Consider the following 21,080-nt stretch of genomic DNA (forward strand, 5'->3'; position numbering starts at 1 on the left):
ACACATGCGCGCCAGCTGTCGAAGCCTCAGGGCCCCCTCCGTCCGTCCAATCCTGCACCTTCGACATCCCTATCAAGGAACCCCATGACCACCTTCTTCCGCGCCGCCCTGGTCGGGTCGGCCCTCACCACCCTTTCTCCCCTCTTCGCCCAGGACGCCACGCCCTCCGTGCACGGACTGTTGCAGCTTTGGTACGACCAGACCCTCCACCGTGACCTTCGCAACGACAAACTGGCGACCACCAACAGCAACACGTACTACGACCTTCCATCCAATTTCATCGAAAACAGCCTGGTCATCCGGCGCGCCCAAATCCAGGTCAATGGCGAGACGCCTGGCGCTCCGGGCCTGAGCTACCTGGCGATGTTGGACCTGGCAATCAATCCCACCAGCGTCAACGCCTCCAATTCCAACGCTCCCTACAACCCCGGCATTCTGCAGGACGTGTACCTGACCTACACCTTCTCAAACGCCTTCGATCTCCGCGTAGGCCAGTTCAAGAACCTTCAGACCTACGAGGGTCTGGCCTCTCCCGCCGAACTCCTCTTCGCCGAGCGCTCCCAGTTGGGGCGGCGCTTTGCGGACAAGCGCGACCGGGGCATCGTCTTGGGATGGCGTTTCGGCAGGCCAGGACTCCAAGGCAAGGCCAGCCTCGGCGTGTTCAACGGCACGAACGATCTCGCGGCAGGGAAGGCCAATGATCTGAATGCCCAGAAAGACTGGGCCGGGCGTATCCAGATCCAGGCCGGATCCCACACCTTCGGCGCCTACGGGCTGAGCGGCGGCACGGATCAAAAGGATGGCTCCTGCCTCGTGGCCAAAACCTTTCCCGGCCCTCTGGCACCCTCTGCTCAGACCACCCTTCACCAAGGTGACCGCACCACCAACGCGGGCGCATTCTGGGCCTTCGATGACCGCACCTGGCACGCCGATGCCGAAGTCATCACTGGCCTCTGGGGGCGCCGCTACCCGTCCGTGGGTGCTCAAGCGGGCGCTGCGGGGCGTGAGAGCCTCGATCAGCGATTCCTCAGCTGGTACGCGTCACTGGCCCGCACCTTCGGACGCCACGTCCTCGCCCTGCGCTACGACACGCTCAACGCGAACCACGGCTCCTTTTGGACCACGGCCTTCGATCCCTACCGTGAAAGTGCACCTGGTGTTCCGAGGCTCGCCAACGGCGCCCCCATCGATCTCACGCCGAAGTATGTGGAATTCACCACCGGCTACACCTATAGCCTGACTGGCCCTGAGAATCGGGCCTGGTTCCGGGCCTCCAACGTGAAGCTGAACCACATCCGCCGCGGCCACCACTTCCTCGCTCCGGGAGCTGGCGAGGCCGGGACCAGAGGAGACGACAGCCTCCTGGCCGCCCTGCAGGCCACCTATTGAGGGTCGATAAGCCATGACACGTAGCCTCCTGATCACCCTCTCTCTCGCCGGCCTAACCCTCCTCGGCTGGGCAGGACTCCGCGCCGTCCAGGGCCCCGCCGAACTCCAGACGCTCCGTCTCCTCAACGTGTCCTACGACCCCACTCGGGAGCTCTACCAGGATGTGAACACTGCCTTCGCCCAGGCTTGGAAGACGCGCACGGGACAGGAGCTCAACATTCGCCAATCCCACGGCGGCAGCGGCAAACAGGCCCGCGCCGTGCTGGATGGGCTGCAGGCGGATGTCGTGACCCTGGGCCTGGCGTACGACATCGATGCCCTGGCCCAAAAAGGGCACCTGCTCCCCGAGGACTGGCAATCCCGCCTGCCTCATCGCAGCACACCCTACACGTCCACCATCGTCTTCCTCGTGCGCAAGGGAAACCCCAAGGGCATCCGCGACTGGGCGGATCTCATCCGCCCCGGCGTGGCCGTCATCCAGCCCAATCCCAAGACCAGTGGGGGCGCACGCTGGAATTACCTGGCCGCCTACGGTCAGGCCCTCCTCCAGCCCGGAGGCAGCGAGGCGAGCGCCCGCGCCTACGTTGCCGCTCTCTACAAGAACGTGGCGGTGCTGGATTCCGGCGCGCGCGCCAGCACGACCACCTTCATCGAGCGGGGTCTCGGCGACGTGCTCGTGACCTGGGAGAACGAAGCCCTGCTGGCGCTCAACGGCGAGGCACCGGACCGCTTCGAACTGGTGGTGCCCACCACCAGCATCCTCGCGGAGCCCCCCGTGGCCGTCGTGGACAAGGTGGCGCAGCGCCACGGCACCACCGAGGTGGCCAAGGCTTACCTGGACTTCCTCTACACAGAAGCGGGCCAGAGGCTGGCAGCCAAACATCATTTCCGGCCGCGGCTCGCCGCGGTAGCCGTACACCCTTTCCCCCAGCTTCGACTGTTCACGGTTGATGAAGCCTTCGGTGGCTGGAAGCGAGCCCACGAGACCCACTTCAAAGACGGGGGCCTCTTCGACCAGATCTCCGCCCTTCGCTAGGAGCACCCATGGCCCACACCGCCTCCGGGCGCTCCCTCCCGGGCTTCGGCCTCAGCCTGGGGCTCACCCTGACCTACCTCAGTGTCATCGTGCTGCTGCCGCTTTCGGCGCTGGTGCTGAAGGCCGGCGGCGCCACCTGGACCCAGTACTGGCAAGCCGTGTCCGATCCCCGCGTGGTGGCCTCGCTGCGACTGAGCCTCTTGGCCAGCCTCGCCGGGGCCATTCTGAACCTGGTCTTCGGCGTGCTCGTCGCCTGGGTGCTCGTGCGCTACCGCTTCCCCGGACAGAAGGTCGTCGACGCCATCGTGGACCTGCCCTTCGCCCTGCCGACGGCCGTCGCGGGCATCGCGCTCACCAAGATCTACATGCCCGAAGGGTGGATCGGCCGGTTCCTCCCCTTCAAGGTGGCCTACACGCCGCTCGGCGTGATCGTGGCGCTCGCCTTCATCGGATTGCCCTTCGTCGTGCGCACGGTACAGCCCGTGCTCGAAGAACTCGACGCCCAGGAGGAGGAAGCCGCCGCCTGCCTGGGAGCCAGCCGCCTCCAGACCCTGCGGCATGTGGTGCTGCCGCCCCTCGTGCCAGCCCTGCTCTCGGGCTTCACCCTCGCCTTCGCCCGGGGGCTCGGCGAGTACGGATCCGTCGTCTTCATCAGCGGCAACCTGCCCTTCCACACCGAGATCCCGCCCCTGCTCATCATCAGCAAGCTCGAGCAGTACGACTACCTCGGCGCCACCGCCATCGCGACCGAGCTGCTGTTCATCTCGTTCGCGCTGCTCTTCGTCATCAACCGGCTGCAGCCCAAGCCGCGCAAGGGAGCCTCCCATGGCTGACAAGACCCCGCTCTCCCTGGCCCGCCGCGAATCGCCCCTCATCCGCGGGGTGGTCACGGCCCTCGCGCTGGGCTACCTGGCCTGCTTCCTCGTGGTGCCCCTCGTCGCCGTCTTCGCCGAGGCCTTCAAGCAGGGCGCGGCAGCCTACTTCAAGGCCTTCGAGGACGCTGAGACCTGGCGCGCCATCCGGCTCACGCTCTTCGCCACGGGCCTGGCCGTGGCCCTCAACACTACCTTCGGCCTCACGGCGGCCTGGCTGCTGGGCAAGTTCGATTTCCGCGGACGCCACCTGCTCACCAGCCTCATCGACCTGCCCTTCGCCGTGTCCCCCGTCATCTCGGGCCTGATCTTCGTGCTGCTCTTCGGCGCCCAAGGCTGGTTCGGCCCCTGGCTCGGCGACCACGACATCCGCCTCATCTTCGCCACGCCGGGCATCGTGCTGGCCACCACCTTCGTCACCTTCCCCTTCGTCGCCCGGGAACTCACGCCCGTCATGCTCGCCAAGGGCCGCGACCAGGAGGAAGCGGCCCGCATGCTGGGCGCCAGCGGGTGGCAGACCTTCTGGAAGGTGACCGTGCCTTCGGTGAAGTGGGGCCTGCTCTACGGCGTGATCCTCTGCAGCGCCCGGGCCATGGGCGAGTTCGGCGCCGTCAGCGTGGTTTCGGGCCACATCCGCGGCGAGACCAACACCCTGCCCCTCCACATCGAGGCGCTCTACAACGAGTACCAGTTCGTCGCCGCCTTCGCCTGCGCCTCGGCCCTCAGTCTGCTGGCCCTCGTCACTCTCGCCCTCAAAGCCTTCGCCGAACGCCGCCGCGACCAGAGCTTAAATCAAGAGACCGCCCCATGAGCATCCACGTCGACTCCGTCTCCAAACGCTTCAACCATTTCGTCGCGCTGCAGGACGTCTCCCTCGCCATTCCCGAAGGCCAGCTCGTGGCCTTGCTGGGTCCCTCGGGCTCGGGCAAGACGACACTGCTGCGCATCATCGCCGGCCTGGAATCGCCCGACGCAGGCGAGGTGCGCATCCACGGTGATGCGAAACCCTCCATCCACACCCAGCGCAAGGTCGGCTTCGTGTTCCAGCACTACGCGCTCTTCAGCCACCTGAGCGTCTTCGAGAACGTGGCCTTCGGGCTGCGCGTGCGGCCGCGCCGGGAGCGGCCCTCCAAGGCCGAGATCGCGGCCCGGGTGCAGAAGGTGCTGGCCATGGTCCACCTGGATTGGGCCGGGCACCGCATGCCCGACCAGCTCAGCGGCGGCCAGCGCCAGCGCATCGCCCTCGCCCGGGCCCTCGCCATCGAGCCCGAGGTGCTGCTCCTGGACGAGCCCTTCGGCGCCCTCGACGCCCAGGTGCGCGCGGAGCTGCGCCAGTGGCTGCGCCGGCTGCATGAACAAACGGGCCTCACCTCCGTCTTCGTCACCCACGATCAGGAAGAGGCCATGGAAGTGGCGGACCGCATCGTCGTGCTGCACCAGGGGCGCATCGAGCAGGACGGCACGCCCCAGGAGGTCTACGAGAAGCCCGCCACACCCTTCATCTACCAGTTCATCGGCCAGGTGAACCGCTTCCGCGGCCGCATCCGCGACGGCGCCTTCCAGGTGGGGGAGACCTCGGTCTCGCTGGCCGGTCCGACGCCCGAGGAGGGCGCGCGGGTGGAAGGCTACCTGCGCCCCCATGAGCTGGATCTGGCGGTGGATCTCAGCCCCGGCGCCCTGCCCGCCACCATCACGCGCATCCAATCGCTGGGGCCCCTCGCGCGGGTGCGCCTATCCGCGGCCCACGACCAGTCCGATCTGGAGGCCCACCTCAGCGCGGACGAACTCGGGCAGCTGAGCCTCGCCGTGGGCCAGCGCATCTTCGTGAAGCCCCGCCGTCTGGACCTCTTCCCCGACACCTCGCCGCGGCAGCCCGCGGACGGTGACTGGGTGATCTGAACGCACCCGACCTCGCGCTCAAGTGAATGGCCCCTTGACCCGATGGGGGGATGTGCGAGACTTGTTCCTTGTTACGAGATCTTTGTCAGTTCCATAGCGAGTTATCCAGAAAGGTGGAGGGACGGGCCCTGTGAAACCTTGGCAACCTGCGAAAGCAAGGTGCCAATTCCTGCCGTGATCGAGCAATCGAACGCGGAGAGATGTCGAGCTGTGTCGAGCTGACGCAACCATCGAAGGGGCCCGAGAAATCGGGCCCCTTTTGCTTTTCCTGGACTTGCTTGGACGACAGGGCCTCGGCCTTCTCAACTTCCTTTTCCAGGAGCCGCCATGAGCGCCGACACCAGCACGACCGACAGCAGCACCGCCACCCGCACCCCCAGCTTCGAGACCATCGCCCTCCATGGCGGCCAGGTCGCCGACAGCGACACCAAGAGCCGGGCCGTGCCCATCTACCAGACAACGAGCTACGTCTTCGATTCCGCCGAGCACGGCGCCGCGCTGTTCAACCTGGAAGTCCCCGGCAACATCTACACCCGCATCATGAACCCCACCCAGGCCGTGCTGGAGACGCGCGTGGCCCAGCTCGAAGGCGGCATCGCGGGCCTGGCCGTGGCCTCGGGCCAGGCGGCCATCACGCTCACGTTGACGACACTGCTGCGCGGCGGCGACCACGTCGTCGCGGGCGACAACCTTTACGGCGGCACCTACAACCTGCTGCACCACACCCTGCCCCGCACGGGCATCACCACCACCTTCGTGGATTCGACGAACCCCGAGGCCTTCCGCGCCGCCATCACGCCGAAGACCCGCGCCATCTACCTGGAGGCCCTCGGCAACCCCAAGCTGGACGTGCCCGAATTCGACGTGATCGCGGCCATCGCCAAGGAGGCGGGCATTCCTCTCATCGTGGACAACACGCTGCCCAGCCCCTACCTGGTCAATCCGCTGGCCCACGGCGCGAACATCGTCGTGCACAGCGCCACCAAGTTCCTGGGCGGGCACGGCACCTCGGTGGCGGGCGTCATCGTGGATGGCGGCACCTTCGACTGGAAGAACGGCAAGTTCCCCGAATTCACCGAGCCCTTCGCCGCCTACCACGGCGCCGTGCTGGCGGATCTCGCGGGCCCCGCGGCCTTCATCACCAAGGCCCGCATCGAGGGCCTGCGCGATACGGGCGCGGCCATCAGCCCCTTCAACGCCTTCCTCATCCTCCAGGGCATCGAGACCCTGCACCTGCGCCTGCAGCGCCACGGCGAGAACGCCCTCGCCATCGCCCAGTGGCTCGAGAAGCATCCCAAAGTGGCCTGGGTGAACTATCCCGGCCTCGCCGGCAACGCCAACCACGCCGCGGCCAGCCGCTACTTCCGCAAGGGCGCGGGCTTCGGCGGCATCCTCACCTTCGGCGTGAAGGGCGGGCTGAAATCCGGCAAGGCCGTCATCAACGGTGTGCAGCTCTTCTCGCGCCTCGCCAACGTGGGCGACGCCAAGAGCCTCATCATCCATCCCGCCAGCACCACCCATTCCCAGTTGTCCGCCGCGGAACGCGAAACCACGGGCGTCACAGAGGATCTGATCCGCCTCTCCGTCGGCCTCGAGAACATCGACGACCTCATCGAGGACCTGGACCTGGCCCTCGCGAAGGCTTGATCCGATGCCCGTCAAGATTCCCGATTCCTTGCCCGCCCGGGGCGTCCTCGAAGCGGAGAATGTGTTCCTCATCGAGGAGCACCGCGCCCTGCAGCAGGACATCCGCCCGCTTCGCATCGCCATCCTCAACCTGATGCCCACCAAGGTGGCCACGGAGACCCAGCTGCTCCGCCTGCTCGGCAACACGCCCCTGCAGGTGGAGGTCACGCTGCTGCACATGGCCTCGCACACCGCGAAGAACACCTCGGCCGAGCACCTGCTGGAGCACTACGTCTCCTTCGCCGAGGTGCGCGACCAGGCCTTCGACGGCCTCATCGTCACCGGCGCGCCGGTGGAGACGCTGCCCTTCGAAGCGGTGGACTACTGGGAGGAGTTGGCCGAGCTGCTGGACTGGGCGAAGACGCACGTCTTCTCCAGCTTCTTCATCTGCTGGGGGGCGCAGGCGGCGCTGCACCGCTACTACGGGATCGGCAAGTACGAGCTGCCCGAAAAGCAGTTCGGCGTCTTCCCCCACCGGCTGCTCGTGCGCCACGAGCGCATCGTGCAGGGCTTCGACGATGTCTTCTACGCGCCCCATTCCCGCCACACGGAAACCCGCCGCGACGACATCCTGGCCGAGCCCCGGCTCGTGCTGCTCGCCGAATCCGAAGAGGCCGGCGTCTACCTCGTCCAGTCCGCGGACCGCCGCCAGCTCTTCGTCACGGGCCATTCGGAGTACGACCCCTGCACGCTCCAGGGCGAGTACGCGCGGGACCTCGGCAAGGGCCTGCCCATCGGCGTGCCCAAGAACTACTTTCCGGAAGACGATCCCACCCGCGAGCCGCTGGTGCGCTGGCGGGGCCATTCCAACCTGCTCTTCTCGAACTGGCTGAACTACTTCGTCTACCAGGAGGCGCCCTTCGAACTGGACGTGCCTTCCGCGAAAGGGGGGCGTCCATGACGCTGAAGGTCCTCAAATTCGGCGGCAGCTCCGTGGGCAGCGCCGAAGCGCTGCGACGCGCCGCGGGCATCGTGCGCGATGAACTGCCGAAGGGCGGTCTCGTCGTGGTCTCGGCCCTGAAGGGCACCACGGATCAGATCATCGACGCCTGCTCGGCGGCGGGCCGCGGCGACCTGCCCCAGGCTCATTCGGGGCTGGCCGCCCTCCACGCGCGCCACCTCGCCGTGGCCCAGGAACTGGGCCTGACCGAAGCCGTGCTGCCCGCCTGGGAGCCCCTCTTCACGCGCCTGGATCAGCTGCTCACGGGCATGGCCATGCTGGGCGAGGCCACGCCCCGCGCCCGCGACGCGGCCCTGGCCGTGGGCGAGACGCTGTCGGCGAACCTGGCGGCCCTCTGCTTCAAGGGGACCTTCCGCGATGTGCGCGAGGTGATGAAGACCGACGCCCGCTTCGGCAAGGCGCGGCCCCTGCTCGACGAGCTGCGCGGCGCCGCGGCGCCCTGGCGGGAGGCCCTCGAAGGCGGCGCCCTGTGGGTGACCCAGGGCTTCCTGGGCTCTTCGCCCGAGGGCATCACGACCACGTTGGGACGTGGCGGCTCGGATACCAGCGCAACGCTGCTGGGCGAGGCGCTGGGGGCCGGAGAGGTGCAGATCTGGACCGACGTGGATGGCGTCCTCAGCGCCGACCCCAGTCTCGTACAGGAGGCCCGACCCATCCCCCAGATGAGCCTGGGCGAGGCCGAGGCCCTCAGCGCCTTCGGCGCCAAGGTGCTGCACGCCGATTCGCTGGCCCCCGGCGGCCGCGCGGGCTTCCGCCTGGTGGTGGCCAACACGCTGCGGCCCGGCGCCTCGCGCACGGAGATCCTGCCCGAACCGCCCTCTCGCACGGCGGGCGCGGTCACGTCGGTCGCCTACAAGGAGGGCATCAGCCTCCTGCGCTTCCCCGCCTCGGCGGGCCTGGAGCCGCCCCTGGAGGCGGCGCGCAGCCTCGAGGAAGCCGGGGCCCTGCGCTTTGGCCTCATCTCCAGCCCCGCGGGCACCCTGCTGGCCGTGCGCTCCGAAACCCACGCCGCCGCCGAAGTACTCGGCACCCTCGCCTCGTCCGGAGCCGCCTCGGGCCTCAGCTGCGAATCCGGATGGGCCGTGGTGGCCCTGGTGGGCGAAGGCCTGCGCGCCGATCCCGTGGCCGCCCTGCGCCACCTCGCGGCCCTGGGCCAGGAGCCCGTGGGCGGACTGCTCACGGGAAGCAGCACGGTATCGATCGCCTTCCTCGTCCCCGAATCCCGCCTGGGCGACCTCATCCCCCGTCTTCACGACCGCTGTGTGCTTGAAGCACAGGAGATCTCATGACTCTCGACCTCGCCAACCTCCGCACCCTCGTCACCGGAGGCAGCCGCGGCATCGGCGCCGCCACCGTGCGCCTGCTCGCCCGGCACGGCGCCAAGGTGGCCTTCACCTACCTCAAGCGCGAAGACGAGGCCCTGGCCCTGCAGTCCGAACTGGCCGCCGCGGGGCACACCGTCCTCGCCATCCGCGCGGACCAGCGCCGCCGCGAGGATGCCCAGGTGGCCGTCGCCGCCGTGGAAGCGGCCTGGGGCGGGCTGGACGCCTTCGTGGGCAATGCCGGCATCTGGGCCGCCACGCCGGCTGAACTCGAGGATGAAACGGTGCTGCTGGACATCCTGGAGACCAACGTGACGGGCCTCTTCCGCTGGCACGCCGAGGTCATCCCCGCCCTCAAGCGGGCCGGAGGCGGCCACCTGGTGCTGCTCTCCAGCACCGCCGGCCAGCGCGGCGAATCGGGCCATGGAGCCTACGCCGCCAGCAAGGGCGCGGTCATCTCGCTGGTGAAATCCCTGGCGCCGGAACTGGGCCCCGCGGGCATCCGCGTGAACGCCGTGGCGCCGGGCTGGGTGGACACGGATCTGAGCGCCCCGGCCCTGCGCGGCGACCCGGCCCAGCGGGCCCGCATCGCGGCGATCTTCCCCCTGGGCCGCATTCCCGAGGCCGAGGATCTGGCCGGCCCCGTGGCCTTCCTCCTCAGCCCCTGGGCCTCCGCCATCACGGGCGAGGTACTCAACGTGAACGGCGGGACGGTGCTCTGCGGCTGAACCCTCTTATTTCGCTCCACCCGCCTGGCCGCACCAGGCGCAGTAGGACCAGGCGGCCTGGAAGGTCTCCCCGCACTTGGCGCAGGGCCTCGGCTTGACGCAGGAGGCGAGGGGGGTCTTCCAGGTCATGGTCATGCCCGAGAATTCATCCACCTTGCCCACCTTCAACGTGAGCGACCCTTTCCGCAGGGGCGAGGCGAAGACACGCTTGTCCGCGCCAGTCCGGCCCGGGAAGACGAGCAGCCGGAAATCCTCGTTGCCCCGGGAGGCGAAGCTCTGGCGCACGAGGTTGAGCAGGTTCTCGACCTTGGGAGGCAGGTCCGACAGGGGCTTCACCGCGCGGCCCGCCTCATCCACCAGGCTGGTGCTGGCGCGCAGCTGAGCCGTGCTGAGGCTTCTGGGACCATCCTCGCCCTTGGTCTTGGCCTGCACCATGAAGACCGAGTAGTCCTGCAGGAAGTCCAGGTCCTTCGCGAGGCTGCCGGAATCGAGGCCCGGCGACTGGGCCATGCCCGCCGCCAGGAAGAATTCCTGAGGCAGCCACATGGCCATGCCCTCCTTGTCCTTGCCGATATCCGTGCGCATGACCTCGAGGACCATGTCGTTCACGTTGACGGGGCCCGAGGTCTGGGCGCTCAGGACCGGCGACAGGCCGATCAGCAGGGTTGCGACGAGCAGGAGGGAGCGCATGGGAACCTCGGGGGAGGTCCCATGTGTATCACGGCAGGGCCCTTCTGCCATCCTTGGCCACGGCCCGGCGTCCGCTCAGCTCTGGCGCAGCAGCCACGCCGTCAGGCGCGAATGGAAGCCCTGGGGATCCTCCAGATCCGATGGCCTGAGCCGGGCCGGATGGGAGGGATCTCCCACCACCAGCGGGGTCGCCTCCAGCATGTTGGGCAGACGCTGGCCGCCCGGAAGGGACCAGAGGGCCCCTCGGGTTTCGGCTTCCCTCGGCTCGGTGGCCTGGCGCCGTTCACCCTTTGTCTCGCAGTTCATCTGCCTTCTCCCGTGGATTTAAAAGATAGGCATCCCCACCTGCCGCGCCACCTGGACCCGGCCGCCCCGGGGAGACACCGGGGTTCGGAGCCCATCCCCACCGGGGCGTTGAAACCCGATGCCATGACGATGAGTCCACGCATCAATGCCGGTAGAGACTCGACATGAATATGAATTTTACGACCCTTCAACCCTGACGCGGGGCCGGGTGCGGACGTACCTTTGGGCCAGCGCGGATGCATCCCCGCGAGAACAGGGGACTGCCATGAAATCCCTCAACGAAATCCCAACCCCCAACCTGGTGTGGCGGAGAAGCACCTCCACCCCCCCGGACTTCGAGCTGCTCGGAAACGCCGGGGCCTACGCCACCCTCACCTTCCTGGAGGAGACCGGCATCCTGGCCAAGGTCCGCACCTCCGAAGGCAGCTGGACCCTCAAGCACCTCGGCGTCCTGGCTCCGGTCGTAACCCTGCGGGCCGAAGGGGAGAAGACGAACCTGGCCACCTTCCACCCCCACGCCCTGCGGCACGGCAAGCTCCAGTTCGAGGACGGCGCGGTCTTCGATTGGACCTGGAACCATGGCTCGGAAACCGGCGGCACCTTCATGGATCCCGGAGGCACGCCCCTGGTCCGCCTGCACGCCCACCCCGGCAAGGATCTCAACACCGCGCCCGGACTCGAGGAGTGCGACGTGGATCTGAACCTGGGTTCCTTCGCGCGGCGGCGCCATGCCCTGCTGGCGGCCTTCGGCTGGTACCTGATCCTCTTCGACCACCTGAAGGAGCGGGATGCCGTGGCCGCGGAGACGGCACTGAGGCTCTGATCCTTCCCAGGCACTTGTGATTTAGGCCCGGTTCCTCCTTCCCGGCAGGGCAGGTTCTGCTCCACCCTGGAGGTTTCCGAGGTTCATCCATGCGCCCCCACCTGACCCCCCTGGCCCTGTGTCTGACCCTTCCCGCGCTGGTGGCAGCCACGCCCAAACAGGGGGCCCCCCAGGTCCGCGGCCTCGATCTGGCGGGCATGGACCGGACCGTGGCGCCCGGCGACGACTTCTTCGGCTACACCAACGGGACCTGGGTGAAGCACACCGAGATCCCCGCCGACCTGGGCGGTTTCGGCGCCGGAAACATGGTGATGGACCTCACGGACAAGCGCACGGCGGAGCTGATCCGGGCCGCCGCCGCTTCGAAGGCCCCCGCGGGTTCGGACCTGCGCAAGATCGGTGACTACTTCACCAGTTTCATGGATGAGAAGGCCATCGAGGCCAAGGGCATGGGCCCCCTCCAACCCGCCCTCAAGGCCATCGGGGCCATCCAGGACCGCAAGGACCTGGCCCGCTACCTCGGCACCACGCTGCAGGCCGACGTGGATGTGCTGAACGCCACCAACTATTACACCGCCAACATCTTCGGTCTCTGGGTGGCCCAGGATCTGGACGAGCCCACCCGCTATGCGCCCTTCCTCCTGCAGGGCGGCCTGGGCCTGCCCGAGCGCAGCTACTACCTGGATCCCTCCGAGGGCATGGCCCGCATCCGCACGGCCTACCAGGCCCACTTGGCGGCCATGCTCAAGCTGGCGGGCCTGGATGACTCCGAAAAGCGCGCCGTAGCCGTGATGGACCTGGAGACCCGCATGGCCAAGGTCCACGCCGGCCGCGAGGAATCAGGCGACGTGCTGAAGGGCAACAACCACTGGAGCCGCGCTGAGTTCGCCACGAAGGCCCCGGGCCTCGACTGGGAGACCTTCTTCACCGCCGCCGAGCTCAAGCAGCCCCAGACCTTCGTCGTCTGGCAGCCCGCGGCCTTCACGGGCCTCTCGGCCCTCACCGCCGAGGTGCCCCTCGCCACCTGGAAGGATTACCTCGTCTTCCACGCCATCCAGCGCCGGGCCCGCGTGCTGCCCAAGGCCGTGGGGGACCAGTCCTTCGCCTTCTACGGCAAGGTGCTGAGCGGCACCTCCCAGCCCCGCGAGCGCTGGAAGACCGCCGTGGCCTTCACCAACCAGGCCCTCGGCGAGGTGGTGGGCAAGGCCTACGTCGCCAAGTATTTCTCCCCTTCGGAAAAGGCCCGCGCCCAGAAGATGGTGGCCAACCTCCTGGCCGCTTTCCGGAAGCGCATCGAACACCTGGATTGGATGTCCCCCGCAACCAAGGAGAAGGCCCTGGCCAAGCTGGCCACCCTCAAGGTCGGCGTGGGCTACCCCGACCGCTGGCGGGACTACAGCGGCCTGAGCGTGGTGGCGGGTGATGCCTACGGCAACGCCGAGCGCGCCGACCGCTTCGAGTACCTGCGCAACGTGAAGAAGCTAGGCCAGCCCATCGACCGCACGGAATGGGTGATGACGCCCCAGACCGTCAACGCCGTAAACCTGCCCGTCATGAACGCCCTCAACTTCCCGGCGGCCATCCTGCAGCCCCCCTACTTCGATCCGAAGCGTCCCATGGTCATGGACTACGGCTCCATCGGCGCCGTCATCGGCCACGAGATCAGCCACAGCTTCGACGATTCGGGCTCCCTCTTCGACGCCACCGGCAAGCTGAACAACTGGTGGACGCCCGAGGACCTGAAGCACTTCCAGGCCTCGGCCGACCAGCTCGTGAAGCAGTTCGACGCCTACGAGCCCTTCCCGGGCCTGCACATCAACGGCCGCCAGACCCTGGGCGAGAACATCGCCGATGTGGCCGGCCTCGCTGCCGCCTACGATGCCTACCGCATCTCCCTGGGCGGCAAGCCGGCGCCGATGGTCGCGGGCTTCACGGGCGATCAGCAGTTCTTCATCAGCTTCGGCCAGAGTTGGCGCCAGAAGACCCGCGAACCCCAGCTCCGCCAGCGCATCCTCACCGACGGCCACGCGCCCGCCGAATTCCGCCCCTCCACCGTGCGCAACCTCGACGCCTGGTACGCCGCCTTCTCGGTGAAGCCCGGCCAGAAGCTGTACCTGGCGCCCGCGGACCGCGTGAAGGTCTGGTAGGCCCGGACACCTAGTCCCAAATCTCTAGACATAAGCGGCTCCGGCCCGGTGCTTTCACCGGTCCGGGGCCGCTTCTCGATTCCCGATCTTGCAGTGTTTTTACCAGACCCTACATTTCATCAATGCGGCCTTGCCCGGCGCCTGCGGCCATCGGCCAGGTCAGCTGAATCCAGCAGGAGCCTCCATGACCCTGCGCATGCTCCTTCCCCTCGTCCTTGCCTCCGGCCCCGCACTTCCGGCCCAGGACCGGGCTCCGGCACCCCCGCCCCTGACGGAGTTCCAGAAATCGACCCTCCACAAGGAAGTCGCCCAGGTCGTGCTGGCCTGGATCCAGGCCCAGGAACGCGCCGACGCCCGGGCGGTCCTCGCCTACTACGCGGCCCTTCCGGAATTCCCGCTGATGTACGCGGATTCGGAAGGCCGGCTGATGGATTTCGAAGCGTTCCAGAAGCGCCTTCACGACAGCTACGAAGGCGCGGCACCCTGCACGATCACGCCCCGCAAGGAGATGCTCGCGGTGCTGGACGCGGAGACGGTGCTCTGGTCCTTCCAGGGCGCCTGGCGGGGCACCCTGAGGCTTGAGCCTCCGCTCCAGATGGAAGCCTGCGCCATGAGCCTGCTGATCAAGCGGGTGGCCGGGGAATGGAAGATCGTCTACCAGCACGAATCCCATCCCACCTCCCCGAAGGTGCCCTGAAGGCCGAACACCTCTTTCGAAAGGAGCTCCCATGAAGATCCTTCGAACCCTCGCCCAAGCCGGCCTCCTGGCGGTGGCCCTCGCCGCCCCGGCCCAACCGCAGGAAACCCTCTCGGAAGCCCAGCAGGCCCAGATCCGCGCCGAAGTCCTGCAGGCCGTCAAACCGCTCCTCGCGGCCGTGGAGCGCCTGGATATCCAGGCCATGCGGACCCTCTCCCACAAGAGCCCGGAGTTCAGCTTCGTCATGCCCGATGGCACCTCGTATGGATTCGAAGAGGTGCTCGCCACGGCCAAGGAGCTGTTCGCCAACCTCTCGGGCCAGAAGATGATCACCCAGAAGGAGCGGGTGCTGGTGCTGGCCCCGGACGCGGCGCTGTACCTCTGGCAGGGCCGGAACGACGTGATGCAGAAGGATGGCGTGCTCCTCCGCTCCGATCCCTACTGCTGCACGTACCTGTACCGGAAGGTGGATGGTCAGTGGAAGTTCGCCTACGGACATGAATCCGGACTGCCCTCCCAGCCCGTTCGCGTCGAGGAAAGCGAGAAGGGCCGCTAATCGGAACAGGCCTGCGCGAACCGGGTGAAGGCCTATGTTTGAATCAGGCCGCCCCGCGAAGGCCGGGGCCCGAACCTCCGGTCTCGTCAGGTGCCGCTTGATCCTCAGGCCGGAGGGGTCATGTCCAGCCGCCCCGCGCCCTTCATCCTGCTTCTCGCCCTGGGCCTCGGCCTGAATCACGGTCTCGACGCCCAGGAGGCCCCGCGGGCCCAAGCGCCCCTGCAGGGAAAATTGGGGCTTGGCACCCTGCCCCGCCCCTCCCTGAACGGCTTCCAGACCGTCCTGCTACGGAAGGAATCCCACCTTGGCTCGCCCCTGGATCCGGGCTTCCGACTGAGCCCCCGGGGCTGGCAGGAGCTGTCCTTGAAGACGCGGCCCCCGCTGAAGCTTCCGGCCCGGAAAGGGCCCGGTGAAGCCACCGTCGAAGTGTGGGATCGCCCCCTGCCGGAGCTTCCGAAGGAACAGGCCTTCCTCTCGAACCTCGACCGCATGAAGCGGCGGCTCACCCTGGCCCTGCAGGCTCCGCCGCCCCGGCACGGCGACCTGGATCTCGCCCACCTGATGCTTGCCGACCCGGCCCAGCCCCACACGCTGGAGCTCGCCAAGGTGCGCTCGGTGCACCTGCGGTTCAACCGGCTGCCGCCCAACCGCAGCCTGCCGAGGTAGCTGAGGACGGGCGTGGAGGCCTCGGGAAAGGCGCGGTAGGCTCAAGGTCTCGCCGATGGAGCCGCCCATGTCCCTGCTTGATGCCTCCCGCAGCATCCTCGTGCTGATCGATTTCCAGGGGAAGCTTGTTCACATGGTGCACCGCCCCGGCATGGTGCTGGAATCCGCCCGCCGCCTGATGCGCCTGGCGGATTTGTTCGAGGTGCCCGTGGTCCTCACGGAGCAGTATCCCAAGGGCCTCGGCCCCACGGAGGAAAGCCTGCGCAAGGTCTACGACAGCCTCTCCACGCCCACCTTCTTCCAGGAGAAGACCGCCTTTGGATGCTGCGGTGACGCGGGTTTCGAAAACCTGCTGCAGCAGGCCCGTCCGGGGCTGGCGCCCGCCAAGCGCCAGATTGTCATCGCCGGCATCGAAGCCCACGTCTGCGTCATGCAGACCGTGCTGGAACTCCTGGCCTCGGGCCACGAGGTGCACCTCTGCTGGGACGCCATCAGCGGCCGCGGCGAGGAATACCGCAAATACGCGCTGAAGCGCATGGCCGCCGCCGGCGCCTCGCTCACCAACCACGAGTCCGTGGCCTTCGAATGGGCGCGGGACAAGGATCACCCCCAGTTCAAGGCGCTCTCGGCGCTCATGAAGGAGGGGCAGCCCCAGTGACGGCTCATTCGGCGCACCCGAACGAGAGCCGGGGCCGGGACCTCGACGTCGTCGTCATCGGCAACGCCGGGGTGGATACGAACGTCTTCCTCCCCAAGCCGGGCATCGATTTCGAAGTGGAGGCGAACTTCACGGAGAACCTCGACTGCGCGGGCCAGGCCGGCGTCTACGCGGCCCGCTCCTATGCCGCCCTCGGATACCGCACCGCCTTCATCGGCCACGTCGGCGACGACTGGGCGGGCGGCCTGGTGCGCGAAGCCTTCGCCGCGGATGGCATCGACACGAGCCTGCTGGGGCACGATCCCGCCGGCACCGCGCGCAGCGTGAACCTCATGTATACCGATGGGCGGCGGAAGAACTTCTATGACGCGAAGGGCCACATGGACCTCGAGATCGATCTGGAGGCCTGCCGCGCGCTCCTGGCCCGCGCGAAGCTGGTCCACGTCCACCTGGCGAACTGGACCCGCCGCCTCCTGCCCATCGCACGGGACCTGGCGCGGGATTCGGGCCTCACCATCGCCTGCGACCTGCAGGACGTCGTCGATCTCAAGGATCCCTACCGGTCGGACTACATCCGCCTATCGGACATCCTCTTCTTTTCGTCGGTGAACCACCCCAATCCGGCCCGCCCGATCCTCGCGTTCCTGAAGGCCGGTCCCGCGCGTGCGGTACTTTGCGGACTGGGCGCGAAGGGCTGCGCCCTGGGCACGCGGGAGGGGATCCGCACCTTTCCGGCCCTGTCCCTGCCCGCCCCCGTGGTGGATACGAATGGCGCCGGGGACAGCCTGGCGGCGGGCTTCCTCGCCAGCCACGTGCTGGAGGGAAGGACCCTCGAAGAAGCCGTGCTCCGGGGCCAACTGGCGGCGCGCCACGCCTGCGCTCAGCGGGCCACCTCGTCCAATCAGATCACCGCCTCGCAGCTCGACGCGCTCACCGCGGCCTTCCACGCCTCCGAGGTCTAGCATGTCCCGCATCCGCGGCCACGCCGTGCCCGCCCTGTTTCCCGAGGCCGGCCCAGTCTCCATCATGCTCTTCGGCGAGGCCCCGGGCCCCCGCGGCGCCGATCAGTCCGGCATCCCCTTCTGGGGGGACGGCGCAGGCATCACGGTCTACCGCGCCCTCGCGGCCACCGGCCGCGCCGAGGTGCCCGAAGCCGCCTGGGAGGACTGGGACGGGGCCCGCTTCAAGGCCCTGGGCCTGGCGCCGCGCCTGCGGGACACGGCCCTCAGCAACGCCTTTCCGGCCTGCCCCACCAAGGATGGCGAGCATTTCCACGCGCCTTCGAACCGCGACCTGCTCGACCCCGCCAACCTGGCCCGGTTGTCCGAAGAACTTGGCCGGGCCCTGGCCGGACGTGCCACGCCCCTGCGGGTCATCGCCTTCGGCAAGCGCGCGGAATGGGTGCTCAGCCGCCTTCCCGAGGCCCCGGCCATCGACCTGTGCTCCCTGCCCCACCCCAGCGCCCAGGGCTTGCTGCAGGGCGCGCCGAACCGGGGCAAGGGGCTAAAACTGGAGGACCTCCGCCGGGAATGGCAGGCCCGGCTCATCCATTTGCTTCACTCGACCTCGATCTGAGCGTGCAAATTCACGAGCTTAAGATCTCTTAACATAATTTAACCACTGCCCCTGCACCCTACTTGTAAGCTTTGGGCACTCCCTCAGAGGGATCTTTCACAGCTTGGAGGCTTCATGCCCTTCTCCCGTCGATTCGTGCTGCCCCTATGCGGGGCCCTGGCCTTCGCGCTGGTGGCGGGAGACGCCCCCAAGCCATCCGCTCCGCCAGCCAAGGTCGCCCCCAAGGCCAAGACCGCCAAGACGGCCGCCTCCCAGCCCCAGCCCGCGCCCGTCCAGGTAGCTTCGGTCGAAGGCATCACCGAGTACCGCCTGGCCAACGGCATGCGTGTGCTGCTCTATCCCGACGCCAGCAAGCCCACCGCCACCACGAACATCACGTACATGGTGGGCAGCCGCATGGAGCACTACGGCGAGACGGGCATGGCCCACCTGCTGGAGCACATGCTCTTCAAGGGCACGAAGGACCGGCCCGACATCTGGAAGATCCTCAACGAACTCGGCGGCGACGCCAACGGCACCACCTGGATGGACCGCACGAACTACTACGTCTCCTTTCCCGCCTCCGAAGAGAACCTGAAGAAGGCCCTCGACATGGAAGCGGACCGGATGCTGAACAGCACGTTCACCGCCGAGACGCTGTGGGGCAAGGACGGCAAGAGCGGCGAAATGACGGTGGTGCGCAACGAGTTCGAATCGGGCGAGAACAACCCCTTCCGCACCACCATCCTCCGCGTCCAGTCCGTGGCCTTCGACTGGCACAACTACGGGAAGACGACCATCGGCGCCCGCAGCGACATCGAGCATGTGAACGTCGATCACCTGCGCGCCTTCTACCAGAAGTACTACCAGCCCGACAACGCGATCCTCGTCGTCGCGGGCAAGTTCGACGAACCCAGGACCCTGGCCTACATCAACGCCACCTTTGGAAAGCTCGCGAAGCCCGCCCGCACGCTGGAACCCACGTATACGGTGGAACCGACCCAGGACGGCGAGCGCTTCGTCACCATCCGCCGCGTCGGCGGCGTGCCTCTGCTGGTGGCGGGCTACCACACGGCCCCCGGCGCCCACCCGGACCGCACGGCCACGGACATGGCCGCCTCCATCCTGACGGACGCGCCCAGCGGACGCCTCTACAAGGCCCTCGTGGAAACCAAGCTGGCGGCCCAGGTCTTTCCCGTCTCCTTCTCCACCTTTGAACCCGGCATCCAGATGTTCGGCGCGGTGCTGCCCAAGGATGGCGACGCGGAGAAGGCCAAGGAGGCCCTCCTGCGTGAGATCGAAGGCCTGAAGGACAAGCCCCTCACCCAGGCCGAACTGGACCGCGCCAGGACCCAGGCCCAGAAGGGTATCGACCAGGCGCTCTCGGACACCAAGAACATGGCCATCAGCCTCAGCGAGGCCATGGCCGTCGGCGACTGGCGCACCTGGTTCCTGGATCGCGACCGCATGTTGAGCCTCACCCTGGAGCAGGTGCAGACGGCCGCCACCGCCTACTTCAAGCCCAGCAACCGCACCCTCGCCCAGTACGTCCCCACCGAAAAGCCCGACCGCACCACGGCGCCCGCCGTGCCTGACATCGCCGCCGAAGTGAAGGACTACAAGGGCAAGCAGGTGATCGCCCAGGGCGAGGCCTTCGACGCCAGCCCCGCCAACGTGGACCAGCGCACCCTCCGCTTCACCGCGCCCAACGGCCTGAAGGGCGCCCTGCTCCCCAAGAAGACCAAGGGCGGCATGGCCTCGATCCAGCTCACACTGCACTTCGGGGACGAGGCGAGCCTCCAGAACAAGGCCGCCCTGCCCGGCCTCGCGGGCGCCATGCTCATGCGCGGCACGCTCAAGCATTCGCGCCAAGAGATCGCCGACGCCTTCGACAAGATGAAGGCCGAGGTGATGATCAGCGGCGGCGCCACCTCCGCCAACGCCTCGATCACCGTGCCTCGGGAGCACCTCGCCGAGGCCCTGAAGCTGGCGGCCGAAGTGCTGCGCGAGCCCGCCTTCCCGGCTTCTGAATTGGATACGCTCCTGAAGCAGCAGGCCACGGGCATCGAGGCTCAGCGCCAGGAGCCCCAGGCCAGGGCCATGGAACTCACGCGCGAAATCTTCGACGCCTTCCCGGCGGGCCACCCCATGGCCTACCGCTCGCTCGGGACCCAGCTCGAGGATCTGAAAGCCGCCAAGGTCGAGGGCTTGAAGGCCTTCCACACGGCCTTCTACGGAGCGGACCACGCCACCTTCGCGGCTTCGGGCGATTTCGATCCGAAGGAGGTCCAGAGTCTCGTCACCGAGCTCTTCGGTTCCTGGAAGGCCGCCACGCCCTACACGCGCATCCCCGCCCGCCTGAAGGAGGTGCCGGGTCAGGTGAAGGTGCTGGAAACGCCCGACAAGCAGATGGCCATCTTCCTCGCCTCGGAGCGCTGGGCCATGAAGGACACGGATGCCGACTACCCCGCCTTCCTCATGGCGAACATGGTGCTCGGCGGCGCCCCCCTGAAGAATCGCATCGCCGAACGCCTGCGGCAGAAGGAGGGCTTCAGCTATGGCGCCGGCGCCTTCGTCAACGTGAGCAGCCAGGATCCCTTCACGGTTTGGCAGGCCTACGCCATCTACGCACCCCAGAACGCCGCGAAGCTGGAGGCGGCCTTCCACGAGGAAGTGCAGAAGGCCCTCAAGGACGGCTTCACCCAGGAGGAACTGGATTTCGCGCGCAAGACCTGGCTGCAGGGCGAAGAAACCCAGCGCCAGGACGACAAGGAAATCGCCGGCTGGCTGAGCGGCTCGCTGTACCTGGACCGGCCCATCCTTTTCCAGGCCGACCTGGAAGCCAAGGTGAAGGCCCTGAAGCTCGATGAGATCAACGCCGCCCTGAAGAAATACCTCGATCCCTCGCGGCTCGTGATCGTGAAGGCCGGCGATTTCGCCAAGAGTGAGAAGAAGTAGTCTTAATCATCGCCCGCAAAAGGGGGAGCGGCTCGCCGCTCCCCCTTTTCGTTAGGCGGAAACGACGTTCCATGGTCTGCTGGATGTCCGCTTGGCGTTGATCAGGGACGCGGGGCGAAGACGGAGGGCGTC

The 21,080-nt window shown here is 67.7% G+C and carries 20 protein-coding genes and 1 riboswitch; of the genes, 18 read left to right on the plus strand and 2 right to left on the minus strand.

Features of this window, described 5'->3' with window-relative positions; translation table 11 throughout:
* The first annotated feature begins 84 nt into the window (after positions 1 to 84).
* The 9 genes from QSJ34_RS07350 (at position 85) to QSJ34_RS07390 (ending at position 9,893) form a co-directional block, all read left to right on the plus strand.
* On the plus strand, positions 85 to 1,389 hold the full coding sequence (locus QSJ34_RS07350; RefSeq protein WP_285573263.1) for a porin: 1,305 nt from the start codon (positions 85 to 87) through the stop codon (positions 1,387 to 1,389).
* 13 nt (positions 1,390 to 1,402) lie between these two features.
* Positions 1,403 to 2,425 carry a sulfate ABC transporter substrate-binding protein gene (locus QSJ34_RS07355; protein ID WP_285573266.1) on the plus strand — a complete coding sequence of 341 codons (1,023 nt, stop codon included), beginning with the start codon at positions 1,403 to 1,405 and terminating at the stop codon, positions 2,423 to 2,425.
* Positions 2,426 to 2,433: 8 nt separating this feature from the next.
* Positions 2,434 to 3,258, plus strand: a complete 825-nt coding sequence (gene cysT / locus QSJ34_RS07360) for a sulfate ABC transporter permease subunit CysT (protein ID WP_285573268.1) — start codon at positions 2,434 to 2,436, stop codon at positions 3,256 to 3,258.
* Positions 3,251 to 4,108, plus strand: a complete 858-nt coding sequence (gene cysW, locus QSJ34_RS07365; RefSeq protein WP_285573269.1) for a sulfate ABC transporter permease subunit CysW — start codon at positions 3,251 to 3,253, stop codon at positions 4,106 to 4,108. The genes cysT and cysW overlap by 8 nt, the downstream gene beginning before the upstream one ends.
* Entirely contained in the window at positions 4,105 to 5,196 is a 1,092-nt protein-coding gene (locus QSJ34_RS07370; RefSeq protein ID WP_285573271.1) for a sulfate/molybdate ABC transporter ATP-binding protein, read from the plus strand. Before cysW ends, QSJ34_RS07370 begins: the two co-directional genes overlap by 4 nt.
* Positions 5,197 to 5,294: 98 nt before the next feature.
* Positions 5,295 to 5,403, plus strand: a riboswitch (SAM riboswitch).
* Between the two features lie 120 nt (positions 5,404 to 5,523).
* Positions 5,524 to 6,843 (plus strand): O-acetylhomoserine aminocarboxypropyltransferase/cysteine synthase family protein, encoded by a 1,320-nt coding sequence (locus QSJ34_RS07375; protein WP_285573273.1) that lies wholly within the window; start codon positions 5,524 to 5,526, stop codon positions 6,841 to 6,843.
* Between the two features lie 4 nt (positions 6,844 to 6,847).
* Positions 6,848 to 7,783: a homoserine O-acetyltransferase MetA gene (metA, locus tag QSJ34_RS07380; RefSeq protein WP_285573275.1), complete on the plus strand. Its 936-nt coding sequence runs from the start codon at positions 6,848 to 6,850 to the stop codon at positions 7,781 to 7,783.
* Positions 7,780 to 9,132, plus strand: coding sequence for an aspartate kinase (locus QSJ34_RS07385; protein ID WP_285573278.1), 1,353 nt, complete (start codon positions 7,780 to 7,782; stop codon positions 9,130 to 9,132). Before metA ends, QSJ34_RS07385 begins: the two co-directional genes overlap by 4 nt.
* Positions 9,129 to 9,893 carry an SDR family NAD(P)-dependent oxidoreductase gene (locus QSJ34_RS07390; RefSeq protein WP_285573280.1) on the plus strand — a complete coding sequence of 255 codons (765 nt, stop codon included), beginning with the start codon at positions 9,129 to 9,131 and terminating at the stop codon, positions 9,891 to 9,893. Before QSJ34_RS07385 ends, QSJ34_RS07390 begins: the two co-directional genes overlap by 4 nt.
* Positions 9,894 to 9,899: 6 nt before the next feature.
* Here the strand turns inward: QSJ34_RS07390 and QSJ34_RS07395 are convergent, their stop codons facing one another.
* Together QSJ34_RS07395 and QSJ34_RS07400 are read right to left on the minus strand one after the other, a co-directional pair.
* Positions 9,900 to 10,583 (minus strand): zinc ribbon domain-containing protein, encoded by a 684-nt coding sequence (locus QSJ34_RS07395; protein WP_285573282.1) that lies wholly within the window; start codon positions 10,581 to 10,583, stop codon positions 9,900 to 9,902.
* A gap of 75 nt (positions 10,584 to 10,658) precedes the next feature.
* The gene (locus tag QSJ34_RS07400) at positions 10,659 to 10,889 is read right to left on the minus strand and encodes a hypothetical protein (protein WP_285573284.1); all 231 of its coding nucleotides are present in this window, start codon (positions 10,887 to 10,889) and stop codon (positions 10,659 to 10,661) included.
* Between the two features lie 265 nt (positions 10,890 to 11,154).
* On the opposite strand from QSJ34_RS07400, the gene QSJ34_RS07405 reads away from it, so the two are divergent.
* From QSJ34_RS07405 to QSJ34_RS07445, 9 genes are all read left to right on the plus strand, one after another.
* On the plus strand, positions 11,155 to 11,712 hold the full coding sequence (locus QSJ34_RS07405) for a hypothetical protein (RefSeq protein ID WP_285573287.1): 558 nt from the start codon (positions 11,155 to 11,157) through the stop codon (positions 11,710 to 11,712).
* A gap of 89 nt (positions 11,713 to 11,801) precedes the next feature.
* The gene (locus QSJ34_RS07410) at positions 11,802 to 13,859 is read left to right on the plus strand and encodes a M13 family metallopeptidase (protein WP_285573289.1); all 2,058 of its coding nucleotides are present in this window, start codon (positions 11,802 to 11,804) and stop codon (positions 13,857 to 13,859) included.
* A gap of 184 nt (positions 13,860 to 14,043) precedes the next feature.
* On the plus strand, positions 14,044 to 14,556 hold the full coding sequence (locus QSJ34_RS07415; protein ID WP_285573291.1) for a YybH family protein: 513 nt from the start codon (positions 14,044 to 14,046) through the stop codon (positions 14,554 to 14,556).
* A 31-nt stretch (positions 14,557 to 14,587) separates the two neighbouring features.
* The gene (locus tag QSJ34_RS07420) at positions 14,588 to 15,112 is read left to right on the plus strand and encodes a YybH family protein (protein ID WP_285573292.1); all 525 of its coding nucleotides are present in this window, start codon (positions 14,588 to 14,590) and stop codon (positions 15,110 to 15,112) included.
* A gap of 120 nt (positions 15,113 to 15,232) precedes the next feature.
* Positions 15,233 to 15,778 (plus strand): hypothetical protein, encoded by a 546-nt coding sequence (locus QSJ34_RS07425; RefSeq protein WP_285573294.1) that lies wholly within the window; start codon positions 15,233 to 15,235, stop codon positions 15,776 to 15,778.
* Between the two features lie 67 nt (positions 15,779 to 15,845).
* The gene (locus tag QSJ34_RS07430) at positions 15,846 to 16,436 is read left to right on the plus strand and encodes an isochorismatase family protein (RefSeq protein ID WP_285573295.1); all 591 of its coding nucleotides are present in this window, start codon (positions 15,846 to 15,848) and stop codon (positions 16,434 to 16,436) included.
* Entirely contained in the window at positions 16,433 to 17,398 is a 966-nt protein-coding gene (locus QSJ34_RS07435) for a carbohydrate kinase family protein (RefSeq protein ID WP_285573298.1), read from the plus strand. Before QSJ34_RS07430 ends, QSJ34_RS07435 begins: the two co-directional genes overlap by 4 nt.
* Position 17,399: 1 nt before the next feature.
* Entirely contained in the window at positions 17,400 to 18,011 is a 612-nt protein-coding gene (locus QSJ34_RS07440; RefSeq protein ID WP_285573301.1) for a uracil-DNA glycosylase family protein, read from the plus strand.
* A 114-nt stretch (positions 18,012 to 18,125) separates the two neighbouring features.
* Positions 18,126 to 20,948, plus strand: coding sequence for a M16 family metallopeptidase (locus tag QSJ34_RS07445; protein WP_285573303.1), 2,823 nt, complete (start codon positions 18,126 to 18,128; stop codon positions 20,946 to 20,948).
* Positions 20,949 to 21,080: the final 132 nt, after the last annotated feature.

Origin of the sequence: Geothrix limicola (assembly GCF_030268085.1) — a bacterium.
Classification (GTDB): domain Bacteria; phylum Acidobacteriota; class Holophagae; order Holophagales; family Holophagaceae; genus Geothrix; species Geothrix limicola.

Bases quoted from the DNA above. Each gene is read 5' to 3' on its own strand.
- QSJ34_RS07350 (WP_285573263.1), top strand. From the start codon at position 85: ATGACCACCTTCTTCCGCGCCGCCCTGGTCGGGTCGGCCCTCACCACC.
- QSJ34_RS07355 (WP_285573266.1), top strand. From the start codon at position 1,403: ATGACACGTAGCCTCCTGATCACCCTCTCTCTCGCCGGCCTAACCCTC.
- cysT (WP_285573268.1), top strand. From the start codon at position 2,434: ATGGCCCACACCGCCTCCGGGCGCTCCCTCCCGGGCTTCGGCCTCAGC.
- cysW (WP_285573269.1), top strand. From the start codon at position 3,251: ATGGCTGACAAGACCCCGCTCTCCCTGGCCCGCCGCGAATCGCCCCTC.
- QSJ34_RS07370 (WP_285573271.1), top strand. From the start codon at position 4,105: ATGAGCATCCACGTCGACTCCGTCTCCAAACGCTTCAACCATTTCGTC.
- QSJ34_RS07375 (WP_285573273.1), top strand. From the start codon at position 5,524: ATGAGCGCCGACACCAGCACGACCGACAGCAGCACCGCCACCCGCACC.
- metA (WP_285573275.1), top strand. From the start codon at position 6,848: ATGCCCGTCAAGATTCCCGATTCCTTGCCCGCCCGGGGCGTCCTCGAA.
- QSJ34_RS07385 (WP_285573278.1), top strand. From the start codon at position 7,780: ATGACGCTGAAGGTCCTCAAATTCGGCGGCAGCTCCGTGGGCAGCGCC.
- QSJ34_RS07390 (WP_285573280.1), top strand. From the start codon at position 9,129: ATGACTCTCGACCTCGCCAACCTCCGCACCCTCGTCACCGGAGGCAGC.
- QSJ34_RS07395 (WP_285573282.1), bottom strand. From the start codon at position 10,583: ATGCGCTCCCTCCTGCTCGTCGCAACCCTGCTGATCGGCCTGTCGCCG.
- QSJ34_RS07400 (WP_285573284.1), bottom strand. From the start codon at position 10,889: ATGAACTGCGAGACAAAGGGTGAACGGCGCCAGGCCACCGAGCCGAGG.
- QSJ34_RS07405 (WP_285573287.1), top strand. From the start codon at position 11,155: ATGAAATCCCTCAACGAAATCCCAACCCCCAACCTGGTGTGGCGGAGA.
- QSJ34_RS07410 (WP_285573289.1), top strand. From the start codon at position 11,802: ATGCGCCCCCACCTGACCCCCCTGGCCCTGTGTCTGACCCTTCCCGCG.
- QSJ34_RS07415 (WP_285573291.1), top strand. From the start codon at position 14,044: ATGACCCTGCGCATGCTCCTTCCCCTCGTCCTTGCCTCCGGCCCCGCA.
- QSJ34_RS07420 (WP_285573292.1), top strand. From the start codon at position 14,588: ATGAAGATCCTTCGAACCCTCGCCCAAGCCGGCCTCCTGGCGGTGGCC.
- QSJ34_RS07425 (WP_285573294.1), top strand. From the start codon at position 15,233: ATGTCCAGCCGCCCCGCGCCCTTCATCCTGCTTCTCGCCCTGGGCCTC.
- QSJ34_RS07430 (WP_285573295.1), top strand. From the start codon at position 15,846: ATGTCCCTGCTTGATGCCTCCCGCAGCATCCTCGTGCTGATCGATTTC.
- QSJ34_RS07440 (WP_285573301.1), top strand. From the start codon at position 17,400: ATGTCCCGCATCCGCGGCCACGCCGTGCCCGCCCTGTTTCCCGAGGCC.
- QSJ34_RS07445 (WP_285573303.1), top strand. From the start codon at position 18,126: ATGCCCTTCTCCCGTCGATTCGTGCTGCCCCTATGCGGGGCCCTGGCC.